The sequence below is a fragment of the Streptomyces sp. 1114.5 genome (assembly GCF_003635085.1).
Taxonomy (GTDB): Bacteria; Actinomycetota; Actinomycetes; order Streptomycetales; family Streptomycetaceae; genus Kitasatospora.
Genome location: NZ_RBXE01000003.1, coordinates 536,482 through 559,421, shown reverse-complemented (window position 1 = coordinate 559,421; position 22,940 = coordinate 536,482). Strand labels below are relative to the sequence as shown.

Here is a 22,940-nt window from a genome sequence, read left to right as displayed (position 1 = left end):
TGACCCGGCGGCACGAGAACAGTGAGCTCCGACAGCATTCGCTGTCGGAGCTCACTGTTCGTCGGACACCCCGTCATGGACGGGACTCCGACCTCCGCGCCGCTCCCGGAAGCGGCGGCGGCCCTAGGGTGTGTCTGACGATTCGCGTTGGATCAGCGAGTGGCTCCCCCAGCCTTCGGCCGGGAGGTACCCCCACTTCGCGCCCGTCTGGGTGCGCCCGAATCGCCCTCGTACTGGGTGTACTTGGACGATTCGGGCGTGCGTCCAGGCGGGATGATCCGGCGTCGTGCGCCCGGCAAGATCCGCCGGACAGGCCCTAGATCGCCGGTGCCGCGGTGTAGGTGTAGGCGAGGCCGTTGCTGGTGCCGCCGGGGGTGGTCACGGTCACCTGCACGGTGCCCGAGCCCGCCGGCGCGGTCGCGGTGATCTGAGTGTCCGACACGGCGGTGAAGGCAGCCGGCGCGGACCCGAAGGCGACCGCGGTGGCGGCGCCCAGCGCGCTGCCCGTCAGCGTGACCGTGTTCCCGCCCGAGGTCGGCCCCGCCGCGGGAACCACGCTCACCAACTGGGGAACGGGAACGTAGGTGAACGCGACACCATTGCTGGTGCCACCGGGGGTCGTCACCGTGACCTGCACCGTGCCCGAACCCGCCGGCACCGTCGCGGTGATCTGCGTCGCCGACACCACCGTGAACGACGAGGCGTTGACGGCACCGAACCGCACCGCCGCCGCCCCCAGCAGATTGCTTCCGGTGACGGTGACGGTGGTTCCGCCGAGGACAGGCCCTTGGCCGGGGACCACAGCGGTGAGCTGGGGGCTGCTCAGGTAGAAGTAGGGCACCGGAAGGCTGGTGCCGGCGGCCGTGGTGACGGTGACGCCGGACGGCCCCGGCCCCCCGGCCGGCACGGTCGCGGTGATCTGCGTCGCCGACACCACCGTGAACGACGAGGCGTTGACGGCACCGAACCGCACCGCCGTCGCCCCCGTGAACCCCGTGCCCGTCAGCGTGACCGTGTTGCCACCGGACGCCGGCCCCTGGGCCGGGACGACCGTGGCCACCACCGGTGCCGCGGTGTAGGTGTAGGCGAGGCCGTTGCTGGTGCCGCCGGGGGTGGTCACGGTCACCTGCACGGTGCCCGAGCCCGCCGGCGCGGTCGCGGTGATCTGAGTGTCCGACACGGCGGTGAAGGCAGCCGGCGCGGACCCGAAGGCGACCGCGGTGGCAGCGCCCAGCGCGCTGCCCGTCAGCGTGACCGTGTTCCCGCCCGAGGTCGGCCCCGCCGCGGGAACCACGCTCACCAACTGGGGAACGGGAACGTAGGTGAACGCGACACCATTGCTGGTGCCACCGGGCGTCGTCACCGTGACCTGCACCGTGCCCGAACCCGCCGGCACCGTCGCAGTGATCTGCGTCGCCGACACCACCGTGAACGACGAGGCGTTGACGGCACCGAACCGCACCGCCGTCGCCCCCGTGAACCCCGTGCCCGTCAGGGTCACCACCGACCCCGCCGCCCCCGACGCCGGACTGACCGAAACGATCACCGGAGCGGCGACCGCATACGTGAACGCAACACCGTTGCTGGTCGCCCCCCACCACCACGCCACCACGGTCACCTGCACCGTGCCCGAACCCGCCGGCACCGTCGCAGTGATCTGCGTGTCCGACACCACCGTGAACGACGAGGCGTTGACGGCACCGAACCGCACCGCCGTCGCCCCCGTGAACCCCGTGCCCGTCAGGGTCACCACCGACCCCGCTGCCCCCGACGCCGGACTGACCGAAACGATCACCGGTATGTTGTGGTCAAGCATGGTTTACTCCCAAAGGCTTGTGCAGTCTTCGAGTTGACGAATGTCGTGCGTGCGCAAGCGGCCGGAGAGCCGGTTGTCCACCCGGAGATGCGCGACCGCGGGCGCCGAGGCGGGGAGCCCCGGTCGATGGAGGGAACATCGACCGGGGCTCGTCAGGGGTGTGTCGCCGGGCGGGTCAGGCGGAACAGACCGGCTCTTCCCAGCGGAGGAGACTGCCGTCGTCCGCCCGGTCGCCGTCGCCGGGAGCCTCCCCGGGGCGGTCGGGACGCCGTCCTCGGCCGATCCGCCCCCGGCGCCGCCTGTGCTTGCCGCGGACGGACTCGGCCGAGCGCATCACGGAGGAGTTCCGTTCGAAAGCGTGGCCGTCGACGGCTGCGGTCGCGCTCTCCGTCGTCGACGGTCTGCTCGGAGGTTGACGGCCCACCAGCACGGTCGGCACGTACCACCCCAGCAGGTGCCCCCAGCACCACACCGCTGAAGTCGTCCGTCGACGGTCCGAGGGAGGGGAGCTGGCAGACCACCTGTCCGCCGCACGGGCCAGCACGCCTCGGAGCCTTCGGATCGCTTGCATGACGCCTCCTGGGCGTATGTAAGCCGCCGCATCTGCCGGCACCGCTGAGACGGTGCCGGCAGATGGATCCACGTCCTCCACGGGGGTGCCCATCGCGAGCCGTACGTCACCCCGCCGCCTGAAGCAACAGCGGGCGCCGACTGCGCGCTTCCCCCGGGAGGGATGGGCGGCCCGCCGGTTGGATACGGAAAAGTAATCCAGAGCCGTGAAATCGGTGACAAGTCTTCCGACTCGCTTTCACCCGCTTGGCGCAGCGCCCGGCCGCCTTCCGAAATCCGCGAAACGGCCGTTTCCGTAGCGCGCGACCCGACGCCGATCAGCGAAAACGGACACCCCTTCGGGGAATTTTCACGCTGATTCCCCACCCGGTGGGATCGCGACTTCCCGACCCGGGTTTGCGCCGTGGGATCGGTCCGGGCGGGACCTGCGCGGGGACGCTCGGAGGTTGTCGCAGCGGGCCGGGTCGACCGGCCTCACAGCCGTGTCATCCCCGGCACGCCCGGCCCCGGCCGAGCCGCTGACCTGCGAAGTCCCGCCAGCGGCCGCGGGCCGGTCGTCCGCCGTGGGATCCGGCCCTGGGATCCGGCCGCGGAGTGCGGGACCCCGGGGACGTCAGGTGACGTTGCGGGTGATGTCGACGAAACGCGAGTAGTGGCCCTGGAACGCGACCGTCACCGTGAATGTGCCGCCCATGCGGTTCTTGGCCACGATCAGGTCCGCCTCGCCCGCGCGCGGAGAATCCTTCGCGTAGGCGTCCTCCCGGTGGAGCAGGATGATTGCGTTGGCATTGGCCTCGATGCCACCGGATTCCCGCAGGTCGGCCATGGCTGGTTTCTTGCCCGCGCGCTGCTCGACGCACCGGTTGAGCTGAGCGGCCACGACCACCGGAATGTTGAGGTTGGGGTGCTCGAAGCACTGGGGGTGCTCGAAGCCCCTCCCGGGACGTCCGGTCGCGCGGACCGCTTCGTCCCCTTGTCGACCCGGGGCTTGCGCGGCGGTGCGGGAGCGAGCGGCGGCCGATCCTCGGCCGTCAGCGGTCCCAGCCCGCGGTCGGCCCGGTCCTCGTTCACCTTCGCCAGCTGTTCGGGGCTGAAGAAGGAGACGGGGATCAAGATGTCGTACACACGGCGCGTGTCCGGGGCACGCGCGCAGCAGCGCGCCGACCGCGGGACCGCCGGGGCGGCGGGACGGACCGGGATGCTCCGGGACCGGAGCGCCGACCGGACGTCCGGGCAACCTCGTGCCGTTGGGTGCGGTCATCGTGTTGATCTCCTCTTCGCGACTGCAGCCATCCCGAAAGGATCAACCAGTGGCCGCTGCGCGCGGACGCCACTCACCGAATCGCGATCAACCCCTCGGAACGGGGCCGCCTCGACGCGGATGGCTCCGTCCGGCGCGCGGCGGCCGTGGGCGCCGTGCTCGGCCTGCGCCCGATCGCGGCGCCCACGGCCGCCGGCCCTTGCGCGGTCGGGCAGCCGGCTCCGTTCCCCGGAGCGACGGGGGCCGGGCGGCGGGTACGGCGGGACGAGACTGCCCGGGCGGGACCGATGACGGTCCCGCCCGGGCAGACGGCCTCGTCGGCCGTGGGGTCCGGTCGCCAGTGGCCTGACTCCCGGCTCAGATCCCCGGGCCGGCGAGGTAGGTGAACGCGCCCACGGCGGTCGCGCTGCCGCCCTCGGTGGTGACGGCGACGTCGACGGCCCCGGCGGTGCCGGGCGGCGTGACGGCCGTGACGAGCGTGTCGCTGACGACGACGAACGGGGCCGGCGTGCCGCCGAAGGTGACCGACTGGGTGGTGCTCAGGGCGGTGCCGGTGATGGTCACCGGGGTGCCGCCGGAGGTCGGGCCCACGGCAGGAACGACAGTGGCCACGGTCGGCGCGTCCACGTAGGTGTAGCTGAATCCGTTGTTGGTTCCGCCCGCAGTGGTCACGCTCACCCCGACCGATCCGGCCGCCGTGCCCGCGGGCACGGTGACGGTGATGACGCCGTCGCTGACGACGGTCGGCGTGGCGCTGTTGGCCCCGAAGTTCACGGCGGTGGCGGTCGACAGCCCGGTACCGGTGATGGTGACGGTGTTGCCGCCGGCCAGCGGCCCGGAGGTGTCGCTGAGCGAGGCCTTGAACGGCGCGCCGACGTAGTAGAAGTTCAGCGGGTTGCTGGTGCCCCCCGCGGTGGTCACGGTCACCTGGACCGTCCCGCTGCCCGACGGCGCGATGACGGTGACCGAGGTGGCGGTGTTGGCGGTGATGGTGGCCAGCTTGGAGCCGAAGTGCACGGCCGTGGCTCCGGCGAGGTTGACGCCGGTGATGGTGACGGTGGTTCCGCCGCCGGACGATCCCTGGTTGGGGGAGATGGGCACGACTGTCTCCTTGGACGAGGTGGGTGAATGCCGCGACGGCGGGCCCAGGAGGAAGCGCGGTTACGCACGGTGCGGGCCGGACCAGGCCCCGGCCGGGACGAAACGGACGGCCGAGGCGGTGGACCGGGCGCCGGCGGGCCGGTCCACGGGTGTGGCCGGGCCGCTTTCCGGGCGTGAGGACAAGACCGTCCTGGATGGATGTCGCCGGTCGCGGTGACGGGCGGATCGTTCACGCCCCACCCAGGGGAGCCCATGGCGCCACGGTAGTGACCGGCCGTACGGCAGGCCGACGCCCCACTCCCCCGGAGAGGATGGGCGACCCACCGGCTTGGAGCTTCCAGTAACCCATTGAGGTGACAAGCAGGCAAGGCACTTGACGTCGCATCACCCGATTGGCGGCACGTTGCGGCCTGGAGCGCGGCCCGCCCCGCGCGAACGCCCGGCCGCGCCGGACGCGTGGACCTTCCGGTCGCACCGGCGGGACCGTCCGCGGGTCGGTCCCCTGGCGGCCGCGTGCGCTTCCGGCGTGCGGCGGCGAGCCCACGACGCGTCAACTTCCGTTGACGTCCGACCCGGCCGACGTCCGGGCACGGGAGCGGACGGGGGGCGCGCGGGTGCGCATGTACACCGGCATATGCCACCGACCGTTTCTCCGAGCGGCGGTGCCGACCGTGCGACCGGCCAGGATCACGGCCGTGCGCCACGGTACGCCGGGCACGGTGGCGCGACGGGCCGCCGGATGCGTGAACGGCCCGGAATTCCTGGGAGGACCGGGAGCGCCGCCGCGCCCACAGAGGTCTATTCCAGTCGACCCTCATTGCGTGCTTGCGAAAGTTGTCAAGCATCCGGCAGTCGGGATCCGGCCACTCTTTGGCCGATCTCCGCGTGCGACTTGACACGAGATGCACGGGGTCTTCGCCAATTGATTGCAGCTCGATTCGCTCACTCAAATTGCACAGCAATCGGCGAGGTCTTGAAGAATCCTTTCTGCTCCCGCCTCCGGATTTCGTGTATATTTCCTGGCTTCCAATGGGTCCCATGAGGGATCCGTAATCCCTATCGGATCCTTACAGGAGCAAAATTGCTGACCGGAGAGGAATACATCAACATCTGTGCCCTGCGATCCCGAGGATTGTCCATCGCCGCAATCGCCCGTCTCCTCGGCCGTGACCGCAAGACGGTGAGCTCCTATCTGAGCGGGAAGCGCACGGTCGGGGTCCGCAGCTCCGGCGGGGGCGAGTTCGAGCGGTTCATCCCCTACTGCCGCCAGCGACTGCAGGACGATGCCCACTTCGAGGCGTCGGCGCTGTTCGCCGAACTCGTCGATCTCGGCTACAACGGCGGCTACTCGACCTTCACCCGCGCTCTGCGGACCCATCAGCTGCGTCCCAGGTGCCCGCTGTGCCAGCGTCCGCCCCGCACCCGCCCCGCTCGGCAGGACGACGCGGAGGAAGTGCACTTCCGCTGGTTCGTCTTCTGCGACCCCCCTGCGGACTGGGGCTGCACCCACGCCTGCGTCCTGGTGGGACGCCTGACCCGCTCCCAGCGCTGGAGCGCGGCGCTCGCGGAGCAGATCGACTTCGGCCACCTGGTCGGCTCCGTCGACCGGATCCTGCGCCAGCTCGGCGGGACCGGCTGGCGCTGGCGCTTCGACCGGACGCCGGCGGTCCACTGCCCGGGAGGCGGCAAGCTGACCACGGCGCTGGGCAAGGTCGCGAAGCACTACGGTGTCGTCGCGGACCTCGGTCCGGCGCGGCAGGGCGCCGACGACGAGGCGATCGGGCAGACGCTCGCCCTGTGGTGGCGGACCGGCGGTGCGGACACCGGCCCGCTGGAGGCGCAGGAGAGCCTCGACAGGCTGGCCAGGCTCATCCACACCCGCCAGGCCCCGACACGGGGCGGCCACGACGGGAGCACCGTGCCGCCCGCGCCGGTCCTGCTCGACCTCCCCCACGACCCGTACCCCGCCAGGATCAGCGTGACCCGCGCGGTCTCGGCCAACAGCATGGTGTCGTACCGGGGCAACCTCTACGCGGTTCCGCGGCACCTGCACGGCCACACCGTGGAAGTGCGCCAGAGGCTCGGTGACCCGCTCCTGGCGATCGCGACCCCTCGTGGACGGGTGATCGCCCAGCACTCACTGGCGCCCGACGGTGCCGGCCTGTCGGTCATCGGCCACCGGCACGGGATCGGTCTCGATCGTCCGCTCCCTGTGCCCAGGCCGGCTTGCAACAGCAAGATGTACAGTCCGCCGTCCGCCGAAGCGCTCGCGGCGGCCGAGGCGCTCCGACAGGACACCCGCCAGGAGGACGGATTAGAGCCCGGTCGACAGGCCGGCGCTTCGTCGGCGCGCTCCGGCCGGTCCTGGCGGTGGACGGACGTCCTCGGCCGGATCCGGAAGGACCCGGCCGAGGACGAGGAGCACGTCCGGTCCGAAGCCGTGATCCACCTCGCCGCGCATCGGCAGCACGACCCGACGCCGTACCGGCGAAGCCACACCGGCTCGGCGTGGCACCCGAACCGGACGACACGAATGCGGCAGGAGCCCTCCGAGGGGAGATAGCGCGTACGACGGCCCCGCGGTCTGCCGGACCCTGCGCCGGGCGTGATCACGCCCGGCGCAGGGTCCGGCAGACCGCGCCCGAGGACGCGCGGGGTCGCGCCCCCGTCCTGCGCACGGCCGGCCGGGTCCGGGTAATTTCACCGACCAGCGGCAGGCAAAACGCCGGGAATTGCTAACCGAATTCCCCACCCCGCCCTTCCGGACCCCGAACACCGGCCTTCCCGACAGCAACTCGGATGGAGTAGCGCAGATTTTGTATGAAGACTACTGAATTCGCCTTCGATTGCCGGAACATCAATTCTTCGCACCACCCTGCCCGTCCGCGCGCCCTGCCATCCGTGCTCGGCGGTGCATTACGTTCCGTCCATGCCGGCGCCCCGCCGGCAACAACGCTTCTTTTCGGAGGGGATTCGGATGATCCGTTCTCGTCTCGCCGCCGGCGTCGTCGCCGTCGCGATCGCAACCGGCGCTGCCCTCGCCATCGCCCCCGCGGCCCGGGCCGCGGAAGCCCCCGTGCTCCAGGGGTCCACGTGTGCCGCCGATCTCGCGGCCGCGCTCGACAGCAACGCGGCGGCCATCGAGGCCGACACCGCCGACGACACCGCCACCGCCCGTGCCGACAACCTCCACACCCTCGCCGTCCTGGCCGGGGCGAGGCACGACTGCTCCTGCCAGCACGGCCAGGTCCGCGCGGACATCGCCGCCGCGGCGGCCGACAGCGTCCGCGCGGCGCTGTCCAACTCGGTCGGCGACTCCGCCGCCGCGCTGGACAGCGAGGACGCCGTGGCGGCCGAGTTGACGGAGGCCCTGGAGATCGTCTGGTACTCCGCGGTGTGAGCTCTCGCGGCACAAGGGTGCCCGTCGTCCACCCGCTCGGGTGCGGGGCCCCGGCGGTCGGGCCGCGCCGTGGAGCCGTCCGCTTCACAAGCGCGGCACGACGGCACCGGTCGACAAGGCCTCGGTCCTCGATGCGCCGGACAGCGGGGCCCACCTGGTGAAGGTCACGTACCCGCGTGGTCCGCGAAGGCCGGGCGGCGTCCGGCGAGGTGGCTACCGTCTCCACCTCGCCGGACGGCGTCATGACGCCGTGCGGGCGTGAGGCGTACCGCGATGAAACCCGATCAGCCCATCCCCGAGTGCGCGGTCGTGGAACCGCGCACTCGGTGGACGGGCTGATGCGTGACCCGCCGAGGCATTGCCTCCGGAGGGGCCTGTCACTGCTGGGGCTGGCGGAACAGGTCCTGTCGGGTGACGCCGTCCGCGAACATGGCGTTCTCACTCAAGCCCGCGAGCAGGTCGAGGACGGCGGCCAGCGGCTGGTATTCCGTGCGGATGGCCGGGTGCTCACCGCACTCGTTCAGGTGCTCCCAGAGCGCGTGGAAGTAGTCCTCCAGCTCCAGACGCGCGTTGAACTGCGCGCTGAGCCCTTCGGAATCGAGGCGACGCAGGCCGTCGCGGTCGAGCCGGGCCACCGAGTTGATGACGCTGTTGACGATCTCACGGCTCTCGATGCCTGAGCTGGACATGGGTTCTCCTTACGATGTGCGCGGTGGAAGACGGGGGCTGACGCTCGATGCGCCGCCCGGCCCGGCTGGATCGCGGCCGTCCCGCAACGGTCAGCACGCCGCGGCGCTCCGACCGGACAGCGGGACGGCGGCCCACACCGAGCAGCTGCCGTCCGTACCGAGCCGCACCCCCCAGTCCTGCGAGTAGTCCGCGACGAGCGCCAGACCCCTACCGTGGTCCTCCTCCGGCGTGGCGCGGTGCAGCCGCGGCACCACGGAGGTCCTTCCCTGGTCACGGACCTCCACCAGGAGCCGGTCCGCCGTCCGGCGCAACCAGGCGGTGATGTACGCGCTGTTGGAGTGCTCGACGGCGTTGGTGACCAGTTCGGAGATCACCAGCAGGACGGCCTCCCGGGTATGGCCGGCCCGAACGCCCTCGGCGTCCAGCCACAGCCCTGCCAGCCGCCGGGAGACCGGTACCGCGCGGACCAGGGACGGCAGCCGGAAGGACAGCGGACGGCCCCTGACCCAGTGGCGCAGGACATCTTCGGCGAGAGCTCCTGTCGGCCGTCCATCGATCTCTGCGGTGGTCAGTGGAATCTCCTCCTCGGTGAACGGCGGGACCGCTTCCCGGCTCACGGGCCGCATGCGACTGCTCGTGGCTTTCGCGTCCCGGTCCACGCCCGGCGCCTGCGGACCATTCCCTTCGGCGCGCAGCCGGCCGAGCGGGCGCCGGACTGGTGGAAGTAAATCAGAAATAGATTATTCGCGGGGAGCTATCCGCCGCAAGAAAAGGGGGGCGCATTTATGCAATGCAGCGCCTAGTGTGAAGGTAGGAATAGTTCACGCCGTCGACGATCCGGTGGAATGAAACGGCTTGTATCGTCCACCCGGGTCCGGATCCGACAGCGAATGGCAGACATCCGGGGTCATTGGTCCCGGCAATCAGTGGAGCCTTTTGGGGCGGACTTCCTCCGGGCGCACAAGGGCGGAGGCTCGCTCACGGAATTCCGCACCGACCTGGCCGAAATCAGCCGTTTCGCCTGTGCGCGTCGCGGCCGGGAAGGCGTCCTGGTGGGGATGCGCAGCCGGGCCGGCCGGCCTCGGCCGGACGTCGCACCGGAGTGGGAGGCACCGTCGACGAGGAGCTGCGCCGCGAGAAGCTGCGCCGGGAACGATCCTGTCGTGGGGCCTCTGATCGACGGTGTGACCCCGAAGGCCCGTGCACGCCCGGGAGGAGTGCTTCTGCCGGCTCTTGCGGAGACGACCCCGTGAGCCGACGCGGGCCGGTGCGATGGAGTCGCACCGGCCCGCTGATCCAATTTCCTCGACCGGGGGTGCGGCAACGCGCCACTTCAGCGATTGGGCGCAATCCGGAAGCGCCGGCAGACACCGCAGCTACTTACCCCCGGGGAGGATGGGTGACCCACCCGATTCGGATGCACCCAGTTACTCATCGGACCGAAATAGCCGCAATCCCCAGACCGGTCGATTCACTCGTACGGCCGAGCGCGCCAGAAATGCAAACCGCTTGTGCGATCGGACCGGAAGCCCTTCCGTCAGGAAATTTTCATATCCCGGTCCGTCCGCTCGGGAAATTGGACACCATATCCGGAGGAGACTGCCCGTCGATCGCGGAATACCGCGTGCGGGAACCGGTCGGGACCCGACGGCGGCGATCACCGCACACCGACCGCAGGCTCGATCGGAACGACAGGAGCCGGACCCGGGGTGGGGATCCCGGCCGGCTGTCCCCGCACCCGCGTCGGCCTCGGGCGCCGGCGGCAACCGGCGGACCACCGGAGAGGCGGACCCGGCGGGAGGTTCCGCGGTGGCGTCCCGCAGGCCCCGGCCGCGCTGCGGCGGCCGTGCCGGCCTTCCCCGCATCGGGTCGGCCGTCCCGCCGCGGAGCGGGATCGGACGCCGCTACGGCTCCCGGGGGCACGTCACGGGGCCCGGTCCCGTGTCCGGGCTCCCGGCCGACGCCTCCCCGACCGGCAGCCTCCCGACCGGCAGCCTCCCGACCGGAGGCCTCGGTGGCGCCCCGCCGGTGCCGAGCGGCGTCGGCGGGGCGGGCCGTCGGCAGAGCCCCGCCACCACGGGCACAGGTCCGTTCCCGCTCGATCCGGCGAGCGGCGATCCGCCGGCGAAGGACTGCTCCTTCCGACTCGTCGTCCCCTGCCGCCGACCGGTCGGCGGGTTCGCCCGCACCGGGCTCGACCCGCGCCGTGAACGGGTCCGCCGGGGGTGGCGCGTGCGGCGCCCGGTCGGACGGCTCCCACTGCGCCCGGAGCCGGCGGCAGGCGGCAGCGGCGGCGGCGGGACCGCAGGAACGGCAGGTTTCCGGATCGTCGGCGTCGCGGACGACCAGCGGCCCGCGGCAGAGCGCGCACTCGGGGCTCCGGACCGGCCTGCTCCCGGTGACCGTCTCGCTCGCCCGGTCGACGACCTTGACCAGCCAGGGCAGCGGGGAGACCACCGAGGACCACGGCACGGCGCCGACCGGCTCCCTGCGGCGCGCGAACTCCCACGCCGACTCCAGGGCTTCGAGGACCACCGCGCCGTGGACCTCGGGGGATGTGCCGTAGTCGGCGAAGGTCGCGACGATGTACCGGGCGAGGAAGTCGAGCTGTCGCTCGGTCAGCCGGTCCGCCAGTTGCCTCGGCAGGCGGCTCAGGGCCGACGACGCGGTTTGCCGGCCCCACCGCTTCTGCTCGTCGGTCATCGACCGGATCGTCCTGCGGTCGGTCTGCCGTCCCTCGCGCCCCCTCGGGCCTGCTGCGTCCCCGTCGGCTCCCGCCGCGTGGCCTCGCGCGCGGGTGCGCACGGTTCCCGGTCCGCGGGACGGACGACCGTCCACGACCGCGGACGTGTTCAGCAGGTCATGTTGGAAGGATCGTGTTTCTGCCACCGAATCGGGGGTGGCCGGTGTCACCGGAACGGGGGCATCGGCTGTCACCGAACCGGCGGCCTCCCGGCCCGGGTCGAGCAGGTCGCCGTCACGGGAATCCGGTCCGGTGTCGAGGACCCCGACACCGTCGCCCGCGGGCCCGTCCGCGGACCGCGGCGCGGGGACGGGCCCGCTCGGGAGGGACTGCGGCTGCCCGTCCGGTACGCGGACGGGCACGGGATGGACGACGTACCTGTACGCCCTCCTCTCGACGGCTCCTCGGCTCACCCACCCCTGGGCCAGGAGTTCGGCCACCGCTTCACGGGCCGTCGCCTCCTTCATCCCGCACTCGCGCGCGATCCGCGCGACGGGAGTCGGTTCGGGGAAGTGCTGCCGCAGGGAGAGCAGGGCATAGACCTTGAACCGGGTACCGGCCAGACTCGCCCGGGCGTAGGAGCCGACGCACACGGTGAGCTCGTCGTCGGCAGGCGGACGGACACGACGGTTCATGGTTCCGGTGGCGGGATTCCGCGACGCCCGAACCAGGTCCTTGGCCTTCGCCCTGGCGATCAGACGGTTGACACCGCCCCGTGACAGCCCCAGCTGCCGCCCGATGGTCTCGTCGGCGGCGAAGCAGAATCCCGACTTCCAGCCGTAGTCCTGTACCAGCGTCACGACCCGGAGCAGGTCGCCGGTCAAGTCCCTGTCACTGAGCCACGCCGCCGGGAACCGGGTGGCGGGCAGGCCGGCCCGCCCGGTCGCACGGGCCTGCCCGCGAGCAGGCCCGGGGCCTTGGGCCTGCTCCGTGCCCACGGTCTCCGAGTACCCCGGGCTCACGGAGCACCGCCGAACGCCCGACGCCCGCCCGTCTCCTTGCCCGGCCCGCCCGGCCGCCCGTCGACGCCAGGACCGGTCGACGGGCGATACGCCGGCCGGCCCGAAGTCGCCGGGGCGGCCCTTTCCCCGACCCGCTCCGTTCGAGCGGTGGTCACGCGCGCTCGACAGCCCGTTTGGGAAGGTCCTTTGAGGTTTCGCTCATTCAGAGCCCTGCGTCCTTCCCGGGGAAGGACGGAACGGCGGATCACGACATGGGTGGGGAGCGGCTGGCAGATTCTGATTCGGTGATGCAAAATGGCAGTGCCTACTTACGGACGTGTGAGGAGGCAACAGCCCGTCAGGACACAGGTTCTCGCCTGATCCGAGTGTGCGGACGGGCCGAGGCAGCGGTGAGATTCCGTCGTCGACTCAGGTATGTGGCCGGCGGCGACGGATACAGGGCGTTCAGACACCCAGGCATGTGATTGGTGCACAGACGGTGGAGGTCCGGTGGTGCGGACCAAGTCCGTCTCCATACTGCTAGGTCACGTCAAAACCTCCCCACAGGGGGCACAGTGATTGAAGAGGGTCGAACGAACGAAGAGAAGCGATCACGAGTGGTCGCTTCTGCCTGACGCGGTTTCGAATTCAGGCGCCCGAGGGTGATCTGGAACAGCGATGTCGCACCGACTGCACCCCCACAGCCGTCCGGACTCACCCGAGTCCGGACGGCTGATCCACGACTGAACCAAGTCTCGACCAAGAGTACTCCTCCCATCACAGGGTGTGAATACCTCTCGTGTACGACTCATTGTCGGGGCCCACTGGATCCGGCCACGGGCAGTGGTTCGTTCCGGTCGGCAGGAACGGACGGCTCGAACGCCTGGCAGTGGGGTTCGGTCGTCCGCCCGGAGCGTTCCTCGTGACGGCGGCGGCAGGACGCCGACCATGATGCGGCATCCAGCGGTCCTATCACCAGTCACCCGAAACGGGAAACGTGCAACCGGCCATTTCACGCACGCAATCCGAGCGTCCGTTAATCGGATGACCGAACGGGAAAGGGGCGCAACAGTGGCCGTGCGGCTCCCGCGCGAGCGAGCCCCGCTGGGGAGAATTGCAGAGCATCCGGCACCGTTCGAGGCCGTCCCGCTACGGAAGAGGGGAAGCCGAGCGAGCGGACGGGGTCGCGCCCGCTTCGACCGTCCCCATCCGAAGCCAGCCGCAAGAACGCCGCACGCCCGGTAAGGAGCTCGGCGGCCCGGGTAAAAGCTCCGAGCGCCGGCAGCCTGAGCATATTTCAGGACACCCGGATGCCGTACATTTCCCGGAGATTAGCCCATCGTTGTCGGGGCATGAGTCCAACAGCAGTCAAGCCGCCTCTTCCATTGCCGCTGGAGCGGGACCGGATGTGCAGTGCCGGTGACAACTGGCTATTCGTTCCGGACCGGACGAATCCCGCGGGCGACCTGGAAAGTGGTTATCTCGTGAAGAATGGCGAACGCGTGGTGCTGACGCATTGCTCACGCCAGCTGGCCGAACTCTTCCGCATCCTGCGCCGGCTCGAGTTCGAGTTCTCGACGCGGCTGCAACGATCAGAGGAATAAACGGGCTGATCGAGAGCGCCGGCCACGATCCACGATGACGCAAAACAGGAGGACTGCTGTGTACGAGTCGACGGACATCGATTCCAGCCCCTACCGCACAGCCGGGTTCACCCCCGACAACGGGGTCATACACAACCGCTCCCTCTGGCCGTCCACCGGGCAGCTGTCCGCCGACCTGTCCTATCCGGTCGTCAACGGCTGGGTCGACCCGGTCGGCAACGGCTGGGTAGACCCGGGGATGCTTCCGCATCCTTCGAACGCGGAAGCGGTCGAGGAGGAGGCCGGCCTGCCGGCCATGGGCTTCCACCCCCAGTTTGTCGCCGACCACCGGGAGCACCGCGCCCGCCCGGCACGCCGCCGGCCCGACGTCCTCGGATCCGTCATCGGATTCCTGACGCTGACGATCGTCACCGCGGTCTGCATCCTCGGTTGGATGATCTCCTACCATCCGCTGCGGGACGTGGCCCTCTCGCAGCTGCCGAGGGGTCTGTCCCAGTACTGGCCGGTCGTCGTCTACGGACCGTGGATGGTCGCGTCCCTCTCCGTTCTGCGTGCCGCTCTGGGAGGGCGCAGGGTGGCGAACTCCTGGTCGGTCATCCTGGTGTTCGCGGGTATCGCCAGCCTCCTGTGCATCGTCAGCACACCCTGCACGATGCCCGAGGCCGTCGTCGCGGGCCTTCCGCCGGTGACGGCTGTGGTGTCCTTGCAGCAGATGGTGCGCCAACTGCTCGTCGCCCGACAGGAGTCCCAGGAGGACCGTCGGCAGAAACCCTCACACCGGGCATCCCGGTAGCACCCGGACAACACGGCGCCCGCATTCCCCGCCCGTCCGTGAGGCAGCCCGAAGACCGCGACCACGCGTCACACGCCGGGGCCACGGAGCGCGCTCCCGCATCGACCGGCCGCCGATCCGCTGCCACGCGGGACCCCGCGGTCGGTGACGATCGCTGCGCCCTCTTCCCTCCCCGCCCGTGCCCGGGGCAACCGATCGGGCGTGCCGCACCGAGCGGCTCCCATGACGAGGCGGGTCACATCAGGTTGGCCCAATGGGGTGAATCCTCCATCTTTCGGGTGACCTCACGTTTGGCGCGGGTAGCTACGGAGTGCGTGCGACGAGCTGCAGACCGTAGCCGCACCCGGGCGCTGAACTCATACGGCCGGTAACCATGCTCCGACGGAATTGAAAGGAACGAGACTCATGCTCCTCGCTCTGCTCGGTAACATCGTGGCCTTCCTCGGCTGGCTGCTCTAGCGGTTGTCGACCCACCCGGCGGCGAGCCGGCCCCGCCCGCGCGTTCGGTGACGGGGCCGGACTCACCAAGAGCCTGCCGCGACTGCAGGATGTCCGGCGACTGACGCCATCCCATGCCGCACGCCGGCCGGGCCTCACCGATCCGGACAAGCCGGCGCTGGTCGCGCAACGCCACCGTGACGACCCTCCGGGCGAGCGCGACGCCTCGGCCGACAGGCCTTCGACAGCCCGGGGCCGGCCTTCACCTCCACCGGCAGCGGGAACGGCTCCACAAGCCGGAATCCCGCCGCGGTGATCACGATCCCCGCCACCGCTGCGGTCGGCACCTGCACAGGTACCGTGACCACTCCGCCACCTGACGCCGTGCCGAGGCGCGGCCGCTGCGCAGGCCGCTGCCGCACGGATCGCCACGCGGATTCCCGCCGATTACCGCCCGGTCTGTACGCGAGGCGGGACCCGAGAGAGGCCGGCGTCGCATGCTGGGCTGTTCGGGTGATCCCGCACGACCGGCTCTTGTCACCCATTTGATGGTATGGGTCACTTTGAGCAGTAGAACCGGTGGGCTGCCCATCCCTTGCCGGGGGCCGTGCCTGAGGCGGTCGCAGCGGTTCTCCCGTGTGCTCCTCCGGTCATGAGGACCAGTGAGGGCCGTCGACCGCCTGCAGCACGGGCCGCAGCGCCGCGGGCAAAGCCCCCGCGGCGGCATCAGCCGCAGCCACTTGTCCCATGAACGCCTTCCACGTCCGGGGCAGTGCGCTGCGAGGCTCCGAACCGTGCTCAGAGAGGCTGCGCCGTGACCGACTCGATCCGACCCGATGCGCTGCTGTCCGCCGTCGCGCTGCCCCGGCAGGGCTTCACCGTGATGTCATCGGCCGACGCCACGATCCCCGTCGGCCTCTCCCCGCTGGGGGTGGCACTGTCCCCGGACGGGGGACGCGCCTACGTCGCGAACCGGGCGTCGAACACCATCAGCGCGATCGACACCGCCACCGACACCGTCACCGCGATCATCACCACCGGCGGCGGCCCGTTCCTCACGGCGGTCTCGCCGGACGGCACCCGCGTCTACGTGACCCTGTTCGACGACGGCACCCTCGGGGTGATCGACACCGCCACCAACACCCTCACGGCCACCGTCGCGGTCGGTGCCGCAGCCGTCGCGGTGGCGCTCTCCCCGGACGGCGCCCTCGCCTACGTCACCAGCCAGAGCGCCAACACCCTCAGCGTGGTCGACACCGCGACCACTACGGTCACCGCCACCGTGACCACCGGCCCGATGCCGGTCGGCGTCGCCGTCACCCCCGACGGCACCCGCGCCTACGTCGGCTGCGTCGGCGACAGCTCCGTCAGCGTGATCGACACCGCGACCAACACTGTCATCGGCAGCTTCACCGCCGGCGACGTCCCGGTGATCATCGCCTTCAGCCCGGACGGCACCCGCGGCTACGTCTGCAACGCGGGCAGCGACAGCGTCAGCGTGGTCGACACCGCCACCACGACCGTCATCGCCACCATCGGCGTCGGCAGTCTGCCCCGTTTCGTGGCCGTGAATCCGGACGGGACCGCCGCCTACACCACCGACTACGCCGACAACACCGTCAGCGTGATCGACACCACGACCGACACCGCCACCGGCAGCATCCCCGTGGGCAACGGCCCCGTCTGCGTCGCGGTCGCCCCCGCCGGGAACCGGCTGTACGTGACGGACAACGCCGACAACGCCGTGAGCGTGATCGCCCTCACCGTCGAGCCCGACCGCGGCAGCACCGCCGGCGGCACCATCGTGACCCTCCGGGGCCACGACCTGGCCGGAGCCACCTCGGTCCGCTTCGGCGGCGCCCCCGCCACGATCCTGGCGAACACCGCGACCTCGATCACCGTCAGCACCCCCGCCGGATCGGGAACGGTCCCCGTCACCGTCACCACCCCCGGCGGCACCGCCGTCTTCGGCACCTTCTCCTACCTCCCGCCCCCGCTGCTGACCGGAATCATCACCAGTGCAGGCCCCGCCATGGGCCCCTACACCGGCGGCGGCACCGCGGTCATCACCGGGGCCGACCTGGCCGGAGCCACCTCGGTGCGCTTCGGCTCCCGACTCGCCACCATCGAGTCCGTCACCGACACCGCCGTCACCGTCACCATCCCGGCCGTCCCGTCCCCCGGCCCGGTGCCCGTCACCGTCATCACCCCCGGCGGCAGCGCCGGCGGCCAGACCTTCACCTACCTCGACGTGCCCACCGTGAACGGCGTCAGCCCCGACTCCGGACCCGCCGGCGGCGGTACCGACGTCACCCTCACCGGCAACCACCTGGCCACCACCCAGGAGGTCACCTTCGACGGCGCGCCCGCACCGTTCTCCGTCACCTCCGACCAGATGATCGCCGCCGTCGCCCCGCCCCACTCCGCCGGCGCCATCACCATCACCGTCACCACCCTCGGCGGCAGCACCGGCGACACCTACACCTACCTCGACGCCCCCGGCATCTGACCCTGCCGCCGACCCGGCCCGTCCCCGGGGCGCGTCGCACGCCTGCGCGCCCCGGGGCGGGGGACGTTCAAGGGCCCTCCCGGGCCGCTGGCCGGCGGCGTGACGTACGGCCCGGCTGGCCGCACAGCTCGGGGCGGTCGTCAGAGAGTCAGCGGGCCGCGCCGGCTCCCGGCTGCTGCACGCCCTGGCGGTCCCGGCGTCCCGCTCGACAGCACTGCGGGCACTGATGCGCCTGCCGCTGCCCACGCGGCAGGCGCCACGGGTTCTCGGTGTGGACGACTCCGCCCTCAAGCGCCGCCACCGGTACGCCACCGTCCTGATCGACGCCGAGACCGGCGAGCGGATCGACGTACTCCCCGGCCGAGGCGCCAACGCCTCGGAGACGTGGCTGCGCGAGCACCCCGGCGCGGAGGTCGCCTGCCGGGACGGCTCCGGATCCTACGGCGAGGCCGTACGCCGGGCCCTGCCCGAAGCGGTACAGGTCAGCGACCGATGGCACCTGCGTGGTGGCCGCCCGGGGTCAGCTGTTCCTGCCGCGGGCGGCGACGCGCCAGCGGTCCACGAGCCTGCCCTCGCTGACCACGGCGACGTCGTCGACGAGGTTGACGGCGACGCAGACGTGGTTGGGGATCACGCGCAGCCGCTCGCCCAGGGCGGGGAGGTCGACGCCCTCGGGCCAGACCACGGTGGCGTGGTGCTCGGAGAGCGCGGTGATACGGGCTTCGGGGTGGTCCATGAGGCGGCCGTAGCCCGTCGCCCAGGCGGGGCGGTCGCCGCCGAGGACCTTGCTGCCCGCGTCCAGGACGAGCCGTCGGGGTGTGGCGTCGTTCCCCTCGTGCCGGCTGACGACGGTCGCTGCGACGGTGAGCGCGATGTCCGCTGCGGTGCACCGGCCGAGTTCGAGCTGCTGGGCGTCGCCGAACACGTAGACGCCGGGGCGGACCTCGGTGAGCGCCGACGGCCCGGCCTGCTCGGCGGCGCCGGTGAGTTCGGCGGTGCCGGTGAGCTCGGCGGTCGGGGTGGAGCCGCCGCTCACCCGGGTGAGCTCGAAGCCTGCCGCGGCGAGCAGTTCGGCGGCCCGGCCGAGGGCCTGCTGCTCCTCCTCGGCCGCCTTCGCGGGCATGCCCGGTGCGTAGCCGTGGCCCGGGAAGGTGAACAGCCCGCCGACGCGCAGCCCCGCACCGGCCGCCGCCCGGGCCACCGCCACGGCCTGCTCCGGGCGGACGCCGCTGCGGTGGTGCCCGCTGTCGATCTCCACCACGGCCTCGATGTCACCGGCCGCGGAGCCGAGGTGCCGGCCCGCCGCCTCGGCCGCTTCGACGGAGTCCACGCCGATCGCGATCCGCACCGGGCCGGCGAGGCGGCGCAGCCGCTCGGCCTGCCGGGGCCCGATCCACAGCGGGTAGGCGATGAAGAGGTCGGTGGCGCCGTGCTCGGCGAAGACCTCGGCCTCCCCGATGGTCGCCACCGTCAGCCCGACGGCCCCGGCCGCGAGCTGCCGTGCGGCGATCTCGGGCATCTTGTGGGTCTTGGCGTGCGGCCGCAGCCGCAGGCCCTTGGCCCGCAGGGCGGCCGCCATGCGCTCGATGTTCCGTTCGAGCACGCCCAGCTCGACCATGATGTCCGGGGTGTCGATCTCCACCGGGATGAGGCTCATCTGCTCCCTTTCGACGCGAATCGCACCGGCCATGATCCTCCGCCCGGCGGGCCGGGCACGCGCCGGGTTCCCGGCCGTACGGTCGGGGCGCGTCAGGGCGCCTGGCCGTCGCCGAGGGCGCCCGCGCGCCAGGGCCGTCGGCTGCGGCTGCGGCTGCGGCTACGGCTGCCGTCGCGGGTACCGCTGCGGACGGCGATGAGCAGGGCGTGCAGCAGGACCGCCGCCAGCGTGCCGGCGACCACCCCGTTCCCGAGGACCGTACGGACCGCGGCGGGGAACCCCGTGTACAGCGCGGGGGCGACCACCGGGAGCAGGCCCGCCGTCAGCGCCAGGCCGACGACCAGGGTGTCCGGGGAGTCACCCACCCGCACCCGGCCGAGCATCTCCACGCCCATGACGGTGATCACCGCGTACACGACCAGCGCGGAGCCCGCGACGACCGCCGGGGGCAGGGCGGCGACCAGCCGGGACAGCGGGGAGAGCAGGCCCGCCGCGATCAGCAGGCCCCCGGCCGCTGCCGTGACGAAGCGGCTGCGCACCCCGGTGAGCCGGTTGATGCCGATGTTCTCGGAGCTGGTCACCATCGTGGGCGTGCCGAGGACCGAGCCGAGCAGCGAGATCAGCGCGTCGGCGCGGGCCACCCGCGGGACGTCCCGGCCAGGGTCCGGCACGTCGCTGTTGAGGACGGTCTGGCCGGTGGCCTCGGCGAGCGAGGTGAGGCTGAAGAGCAGCAGCGGCAGGGCCGCCAGCAGGTCCAGCCGCGGGGTGCCGTACGGCAGGAGGTGCGGGAGCAGGACCTCGGCCCCGGTGGCCGGGGCGAGCGCGCCCAGGCCGGTGGCGACGGTGAGCAGGGCGCCGCCGGCGAGCCCGATCAGGACGGCGGACTGGCGCCAGGCGCCGCGCAGCAGCAGGTGGGCGACGAGCGTGACCGCGACGGTGAGCCCGGCGGCGGCCAGGGCGCCCGGTGCCGCCCGGCCGCCCGGGCCGGACAGCAGCTGGGTGCTGACCCGCACCATGGAGATCCCGACCAGCAGCACCGTCACGCCCGTGACCACCGGCGGGAAGAGCCGCACCACCCGGCCGTACAGCGGGGTGACGGCGAGCAGCAGCGCCGCCGCGAGCAGCACCGAGCCGGAGGCGACGGCGGGCCCGTGGTCGTGGGCGATCTGGACGAACAGCGCGGTGGCGGCCCCGCCCGGCAGCATCACGAACGGCAGCCGGGCACCGAAGCCCCAGACGCCGAGGGACTGCAGCACCGAGCCCGCCCCGGACAGCACGAGCGCCGCGCCCAGCAGGGAGGAGGTCTGGGCGGGGGTCAGCCGCAGCGGCGCCGCGATCAGGAACACGGTGGACACCGGGGTGGCTGCCATGGCGAGCACGTGCTGGAGGGCGAGCGGGAGCAGTCGCCGCAGCGGCAGGCGCTCGTCGGCGGGCGGTACGGCGGCGGTCCCGTCGGCGGCGGTCCCGTCGGCGGGGGTCGCTGGGGTGGTCACGGCCGGGTCTCCAGCCACGGGATCTCCTCGGGGGCGTAGCGGTAGGCGCGGAAGACGGCGTTGGGCTCGGCCGGGAAGAGGGTGCGGACCTCGCTCTCGGTGTAGGCGCCGAAGTGCGGCACCACGTACTCCCAGCAGAGGTAGCCGTCCGCGGTCACCTCGAAGAGGCGGCCCGCCGGCGAGTCGGTGACCAGGGTGTTGCCGTTGGCCAGCCGCTGGGCGGAGCCCATGAACGGGGCGAAGAAGGACTCGCGGGCGGGGTCGTGGTACTCCCACACCACCTCGTCCCGGGCCCGGTCGATCTCGATGACGCGGGAGTACGGCACGTCGTGGCCGGGGCGGAAGACGCCGTTGTCGAAGACCAGCAGCCGGCCGTCGGCGAGTTCGGTGGGGTTGTGCTGCTGGGAGACCGTGCCGGGCCGGCTGCGCCACAGGATCTTCCCGGTGGCGCGGCTGATCACCACGACCGCCGAGACGCTGCGCAGGCTGGCCAGGATGTTGCCGTCGGCGAGCGGGGTGACGCTGTTGATCAGCGGCCAGTGCTCGCGCGCGTAGTCGGGGTGGAGCGGGTAGTCGGCGCGGTCGAGGTGCTCGGCGGCCCGCCAGGACCAGCGGGTGGCGCCGTCCGCGCCGACCTCGGTGATGGTGTCGGCCCACACCGTTTCCCCGCCGGCCTCGGAGCCGGGGACTCCGCCGAGGACGGCCTTCGCCTCCGCGCCGCGCAGGGGTTCGATCCCGGTGTAGAGGACGCCGCCGTCGTCGAGGTGGTGGGCGTCGTGGTGCTGGCGCGGGTCGCGGTGCTCCCACAGCACGGTGCCGTCGGGTGCGGCGCGGAGCATCACCCCGCCCCGGTACTTGTGCCACATCGGGAACAGCGCCTGCTGCCCGGGCAGCACGCCGTTGTAGGCGAGTTGCCCGCCGGCCAGCAGCCGGGCGTGCCGGCCGGGCCGGTACGGCAGGCTCCAGCGGTGCACGGTCGTGCCGTGCAGGTCCACCAGGTACACATCTCCGCCGCCGGTCAGCGGGGCGAACAGGGTGAAGCCGGGGAAGGCAGCCTCCGGGTCGAGGGCGATGAGCCCGGTGCCGCGGCGGCGGCGCTGGTTCTGGTCGATGCGGGGCTGGGGCGGCATGATGGATCCACTCCGATCAAAGTTTTTTTGATGCTGTCAAACTGCTTCGACGATAGGAGCGTCATGTGACGGCTCTGTTGCAGCCGTGCGAAACGTGGCGGCGGGCGCATCGCGCCGGTGCGTAAGGTGGCCGCGGGAAGAAGGAGCTGATCATGAGTGACGCGGAGCCGGGATCCGGGACCGGCAGCGGGGGCGGGCGCGGGACCGGCGGCGGCGAAGCGGCGCAGCCGCGGCTCGGGGGCCCGATCCGGCAGCGCCGCCGGGCCCTCGACCTGACCCTGGCCCAGGTGGCCCGGCGCACCGGCCTGTCCGTGCCCTTCCTCAGCCAGATCGAGAACGACCGGGCCCGGCCCAGCATGCGGTCGCTCCAGCGCATCGCGGACGGGCTGGAGACCACGGCCGTCGAACTGCTGGCCTCCGCCGACCCCGTCGGCCACCCGGTGGACATCGTCCTCGCGCTGGACGACGCGGGCCTGTCGCCGGGCTCCGGGGTCCGCCCGCTGGTGCGCGGGCAACGCCGGCTGCACGCACTGGAGTTCACCGGCGACCAGCAGGCCGACCGCGAATTCCTGCACCCGGACGACGAGTTGATGTACGTCGCGGACGGCGCCGCCGAGGTCGAGGCGGACGGCCGGCTCTACCGGCTGGACCGCGGCGACACCCTCTACCTGGCCGGCGGGGTCCGCCACCGCTGGCGCAGCACCAGCCCCGGCACCCGCGTGCTGGTGGTGGCCGTCTCCGGCCACGCCGCCGCTGCGCCCCCTGCCGGGCGGCGCGACTGAGCCGAACGGCTG

Annotated in this window: 14 protein-coding genes and 2 pseudogenes; 7 read left to right on the top strand and 9 right to left on the bottom strand. The window is 72.0% G+C overall.

Annotation, left to right across the window (positions count from 1 at the left end):
* Positions 1-316: 316 nt before the first annotated feature.
* The 3 genes and pseudogenes from BX285_RS33980 to BX285_RS33970 all read right to left on the bottom strand — a co-directional run bounded on the left by BX285_RS33980 (position 317) and on the right by BX285_RS33970 (position 4,748).
* A complete protein-coding gene (locus BX285_RS33980; protein ID WP_121179410.1) occupies positions 317-1,816 on the bottom strand; it encodes an S-layer family protein in 1,500 nt (499 codons plus the stop codon).
* 1,183 nt (positions 1,817-2,999) lie between these two features.
* Positions 3,000-3,284, bottom strand: a pseudogene (locus tag BX285_RS38905) (DnaB-like helicase C-terminal domain-containing protein); the annotation flags it as partial.
* Between the two features lie 720 nt (positions 3,285-4,004).
* Positions 4,005-4,748, bottom strand: coding sequence for an IPT/TIG domain-containing protein (locus BX285_RS33970; RefSeq protein WP_097241061.1), 744 nt, complete (start codon positions 4,746-4,748; stop codon positions 4,005-4,007).
* Between the two features lie 1,132 nt (positions 4,749-5,880).
* On the opposite strand from BX285_RS33970, the gene BX285_RS33965 reads away from it, so the two are divergent.
* Both BX285_RS33965 and BX285_RS33960 read left to right on the top strand, forming a co-directional pair.
* The gene (locus BX285_RS33965) at positions 5,881-7,311 is read left to right on the top strand and encodes a Mu transposase domain-containing protein (RefSeq protein WP_121179409.1); all 1,431 of its coding nucleotides are present in this window, start codon (positions 5,881-5,883) and stop codon (positions 7,309-7,311) included.
* Between the two features lie 414 nt (positions 7,312-7,725).
* On the top strand, positions 7,726-8,148 hold the full coding sequence (locus tag BX285_RS33960; RefSeq protein ID WP_121179408.1) for a hypothetical protein: 423 nt from the start codon (positions 7,726-7,728) through the stop codon (positions 8,146-8,148).
* Between the two features lie 377 nt (positions 8,149-8,525).
* Here BX285_RS33960 and BX285_RS33955 read toward each other — a convergent pair whose 3' ends face one another.
* From BX285_RS33955 to BX285_RS37715, 3 genes are all read right to left on the bottom strand, one after another.
* Positions 8,526-8,837, bottom strand: coding sequence for a hypothetical protein (locus BX285_RS33955; protein WP_121179407.1), 312 nt, complete (start codon positions 8,835-8,837; stop codon positions 8,526-8,528).
* Between the two features lie 90 nt (positions 8,838-8,927).
* Complete coding sequence (locus tag BX285_RS33950; RefSeq protein WP_183107329.1) at positions 8,928-9,455, bottom strand: ATP-binding protein; 528 nt, start codon at positions 9,453-9,455, stop codon at positions 8,928-8,930.
* Between the two features lie 931 nt (positions 9,456-10,386).
* Positions 10,387-12,405, bottom strand: coding sequence for a hypothetical protein (locus BX285_RS37715; protein ID WP_183107328.1), 2,019 nt, complete (start codon positions 12,403-12,405; stop codon positions 10,387-10,389).
* 1,469 nt (positions 12,406-13,874) lie between these two features.
* Between BX285_RS37715 and BX285_RS36970 the strand changes: the two genes are divergently transcribed.
* From BX285_RS36970 to BX285_RS33930, 4 genes and pseudogenes are all read left to right on the top strand, one after another.
* Positions 13,875-14,126: a hypothetical protein gene (locus BX285_RS36970; RefSeq protein ID WP_143685929.1), complete on the top strand. Its 252-nt coding sequence runs from the start codon at positions 13,875-13,877 to the stop codon at positions 14,124-14,126.
* Between the two features lie 58 nt (positions 14,127-14,184).
* Positions 14,185-14,919 (top strand): DUF2637 domain-containing protein, encoded by a 735-nt coding sequence (locus BX285_RS33940; RefSeq protein ID WP_101948359.1) that lies wholly within the window; start codon positions 14,185-14,187, stop codon positions 14,917-14,919.
* A gap of 1,252 nt (positions 14,920-16,171) precedes the next feature.
* Positions 16,172-17,866, top strand: coding sequence for an IPT/TIG domain-containing protein (locus tag BX285_RS39395; RefSeq protein WP_310794275.1), 1,695 nt, complete (start codon positions 16,172-16,174; stop codon positions 17,864-17,866).
* 103 nt (positions 17,867-17,969) lie between these two features.
* Positions 17,970-18,368 (top strand): annotated as a pseudogene (locus tag BX285_RS33930) (transposase); the annotation flags it as partial.
* An 18-nt stretch (positions 18,369-18,386) separates the two neighbouring features.
* Here the strand turns inward: BX285_RS33930 and BX285_RS33925 are convergent.
* From BX285_RS33925 to BX285_RS33915, 3 genes are all read right to left on the bottom strand, one after another.
* Positions 18,387-19,523, bottom strand: coding sequence for a D-TA family PLP-dependent enzyme (locus BX285_RS33925; protein WP_121179404.1), 1,137 nt, complete (start codon positions 19,521-19,523; stop codon positions 18,387-18,389).
* A gap of 92 nt (positions 19,524-19,615) precedes the next feature.
* The gene (locus tag BX285_RS33920; RefSeq protein WP_259470954.1) at positions 19,616-21,016 is read right to left on the bottom strand and encodes a solute carrier family 23 protein; all 1,401 of its coding nucleotides are present in this window, start codon (positions 21,014-21,016) and stop codon (positions 19,616-19,618) included.
* Entirely contained in the window at positions 21,013-22,146 is a 1,134-nt protein-coding gene (locus tag BX285_RS33915; protein WP_121179403.1) for an aryl-sulfate sulfotransferase, read from the bottom strand. The genes BX285_RS33920 and BX285_RS33915 overlap by 4 nt, the downstream gene beginning before the upstream one ends.
* Positions 22,147-22,298: 152 nt before the next feature.
* Between BX285_RS33915 and BX285_RS33910 the strand changes: the two genes are divergently transcribed.
* Positions 22,299-22,928 (top strand): helix-turn-helix domain-containing protein, encoded by a 630-nt coding sequence (locus tag BX285_RS33910; protein ID WP_121179402.1) that lies wholly within the window; start codon positions 22,299-22,301, stop codon positions 22,926-22,928.
* Positions 22,929-22,940: the final 12 nt, after the last annotated feature.

Coding starts and splice junctions, on each gene's coding strand:
- BX285_RS33910 (WP_121179402.1), top strand. CDS start 22,299: ATGAGTGACGCGGAGCCGGGATCCGGGACCGGCAGCGGGGGCGGGCGC.
- BX285_RS33955 (WP_121179407.1), bottom strand. CDS start 8,837: ATGTCCAGCTCAGGCATCGAGAGCCGTGAGATCGTCAACAGCGTCATC.
- BX285_RS33980 (WP_121179410.1), bottom strand. CDS start 1,816: ATGCTTGACCACAACATACCGGTGATCGTTTCGGTCAGTCCGGCGTCG.
- BX285_RS33925 (WP_121179404.1), bottom strand. CDS start 19,523: ATGAGCCTCATCCCGGTGGAGATCGACACCCCGGACATCATGGTCGAG.
- BX285_RS33915 (WP_121179403.1), bottom strand. CDS start 22,146: ATGCCGCCCCAGCCCCGCATCGACCAGAACCAGCGCCGCCGCCGCGGC.
- BX285_RS36970 (WP_143685929.1), top strand. CDS start 13,875: ATGAGTCCAACAGCAGTCAAGCCGCCTCTTCCATTGCCGCTGGAGCGG.
- BX285_RS33960 (WP_121179408.1), top strand. CDS start 7,726: ATGATCCGTTCTCGTCTCGCCGCCGGCGTCGTCGCCGTCGCGATCGCA.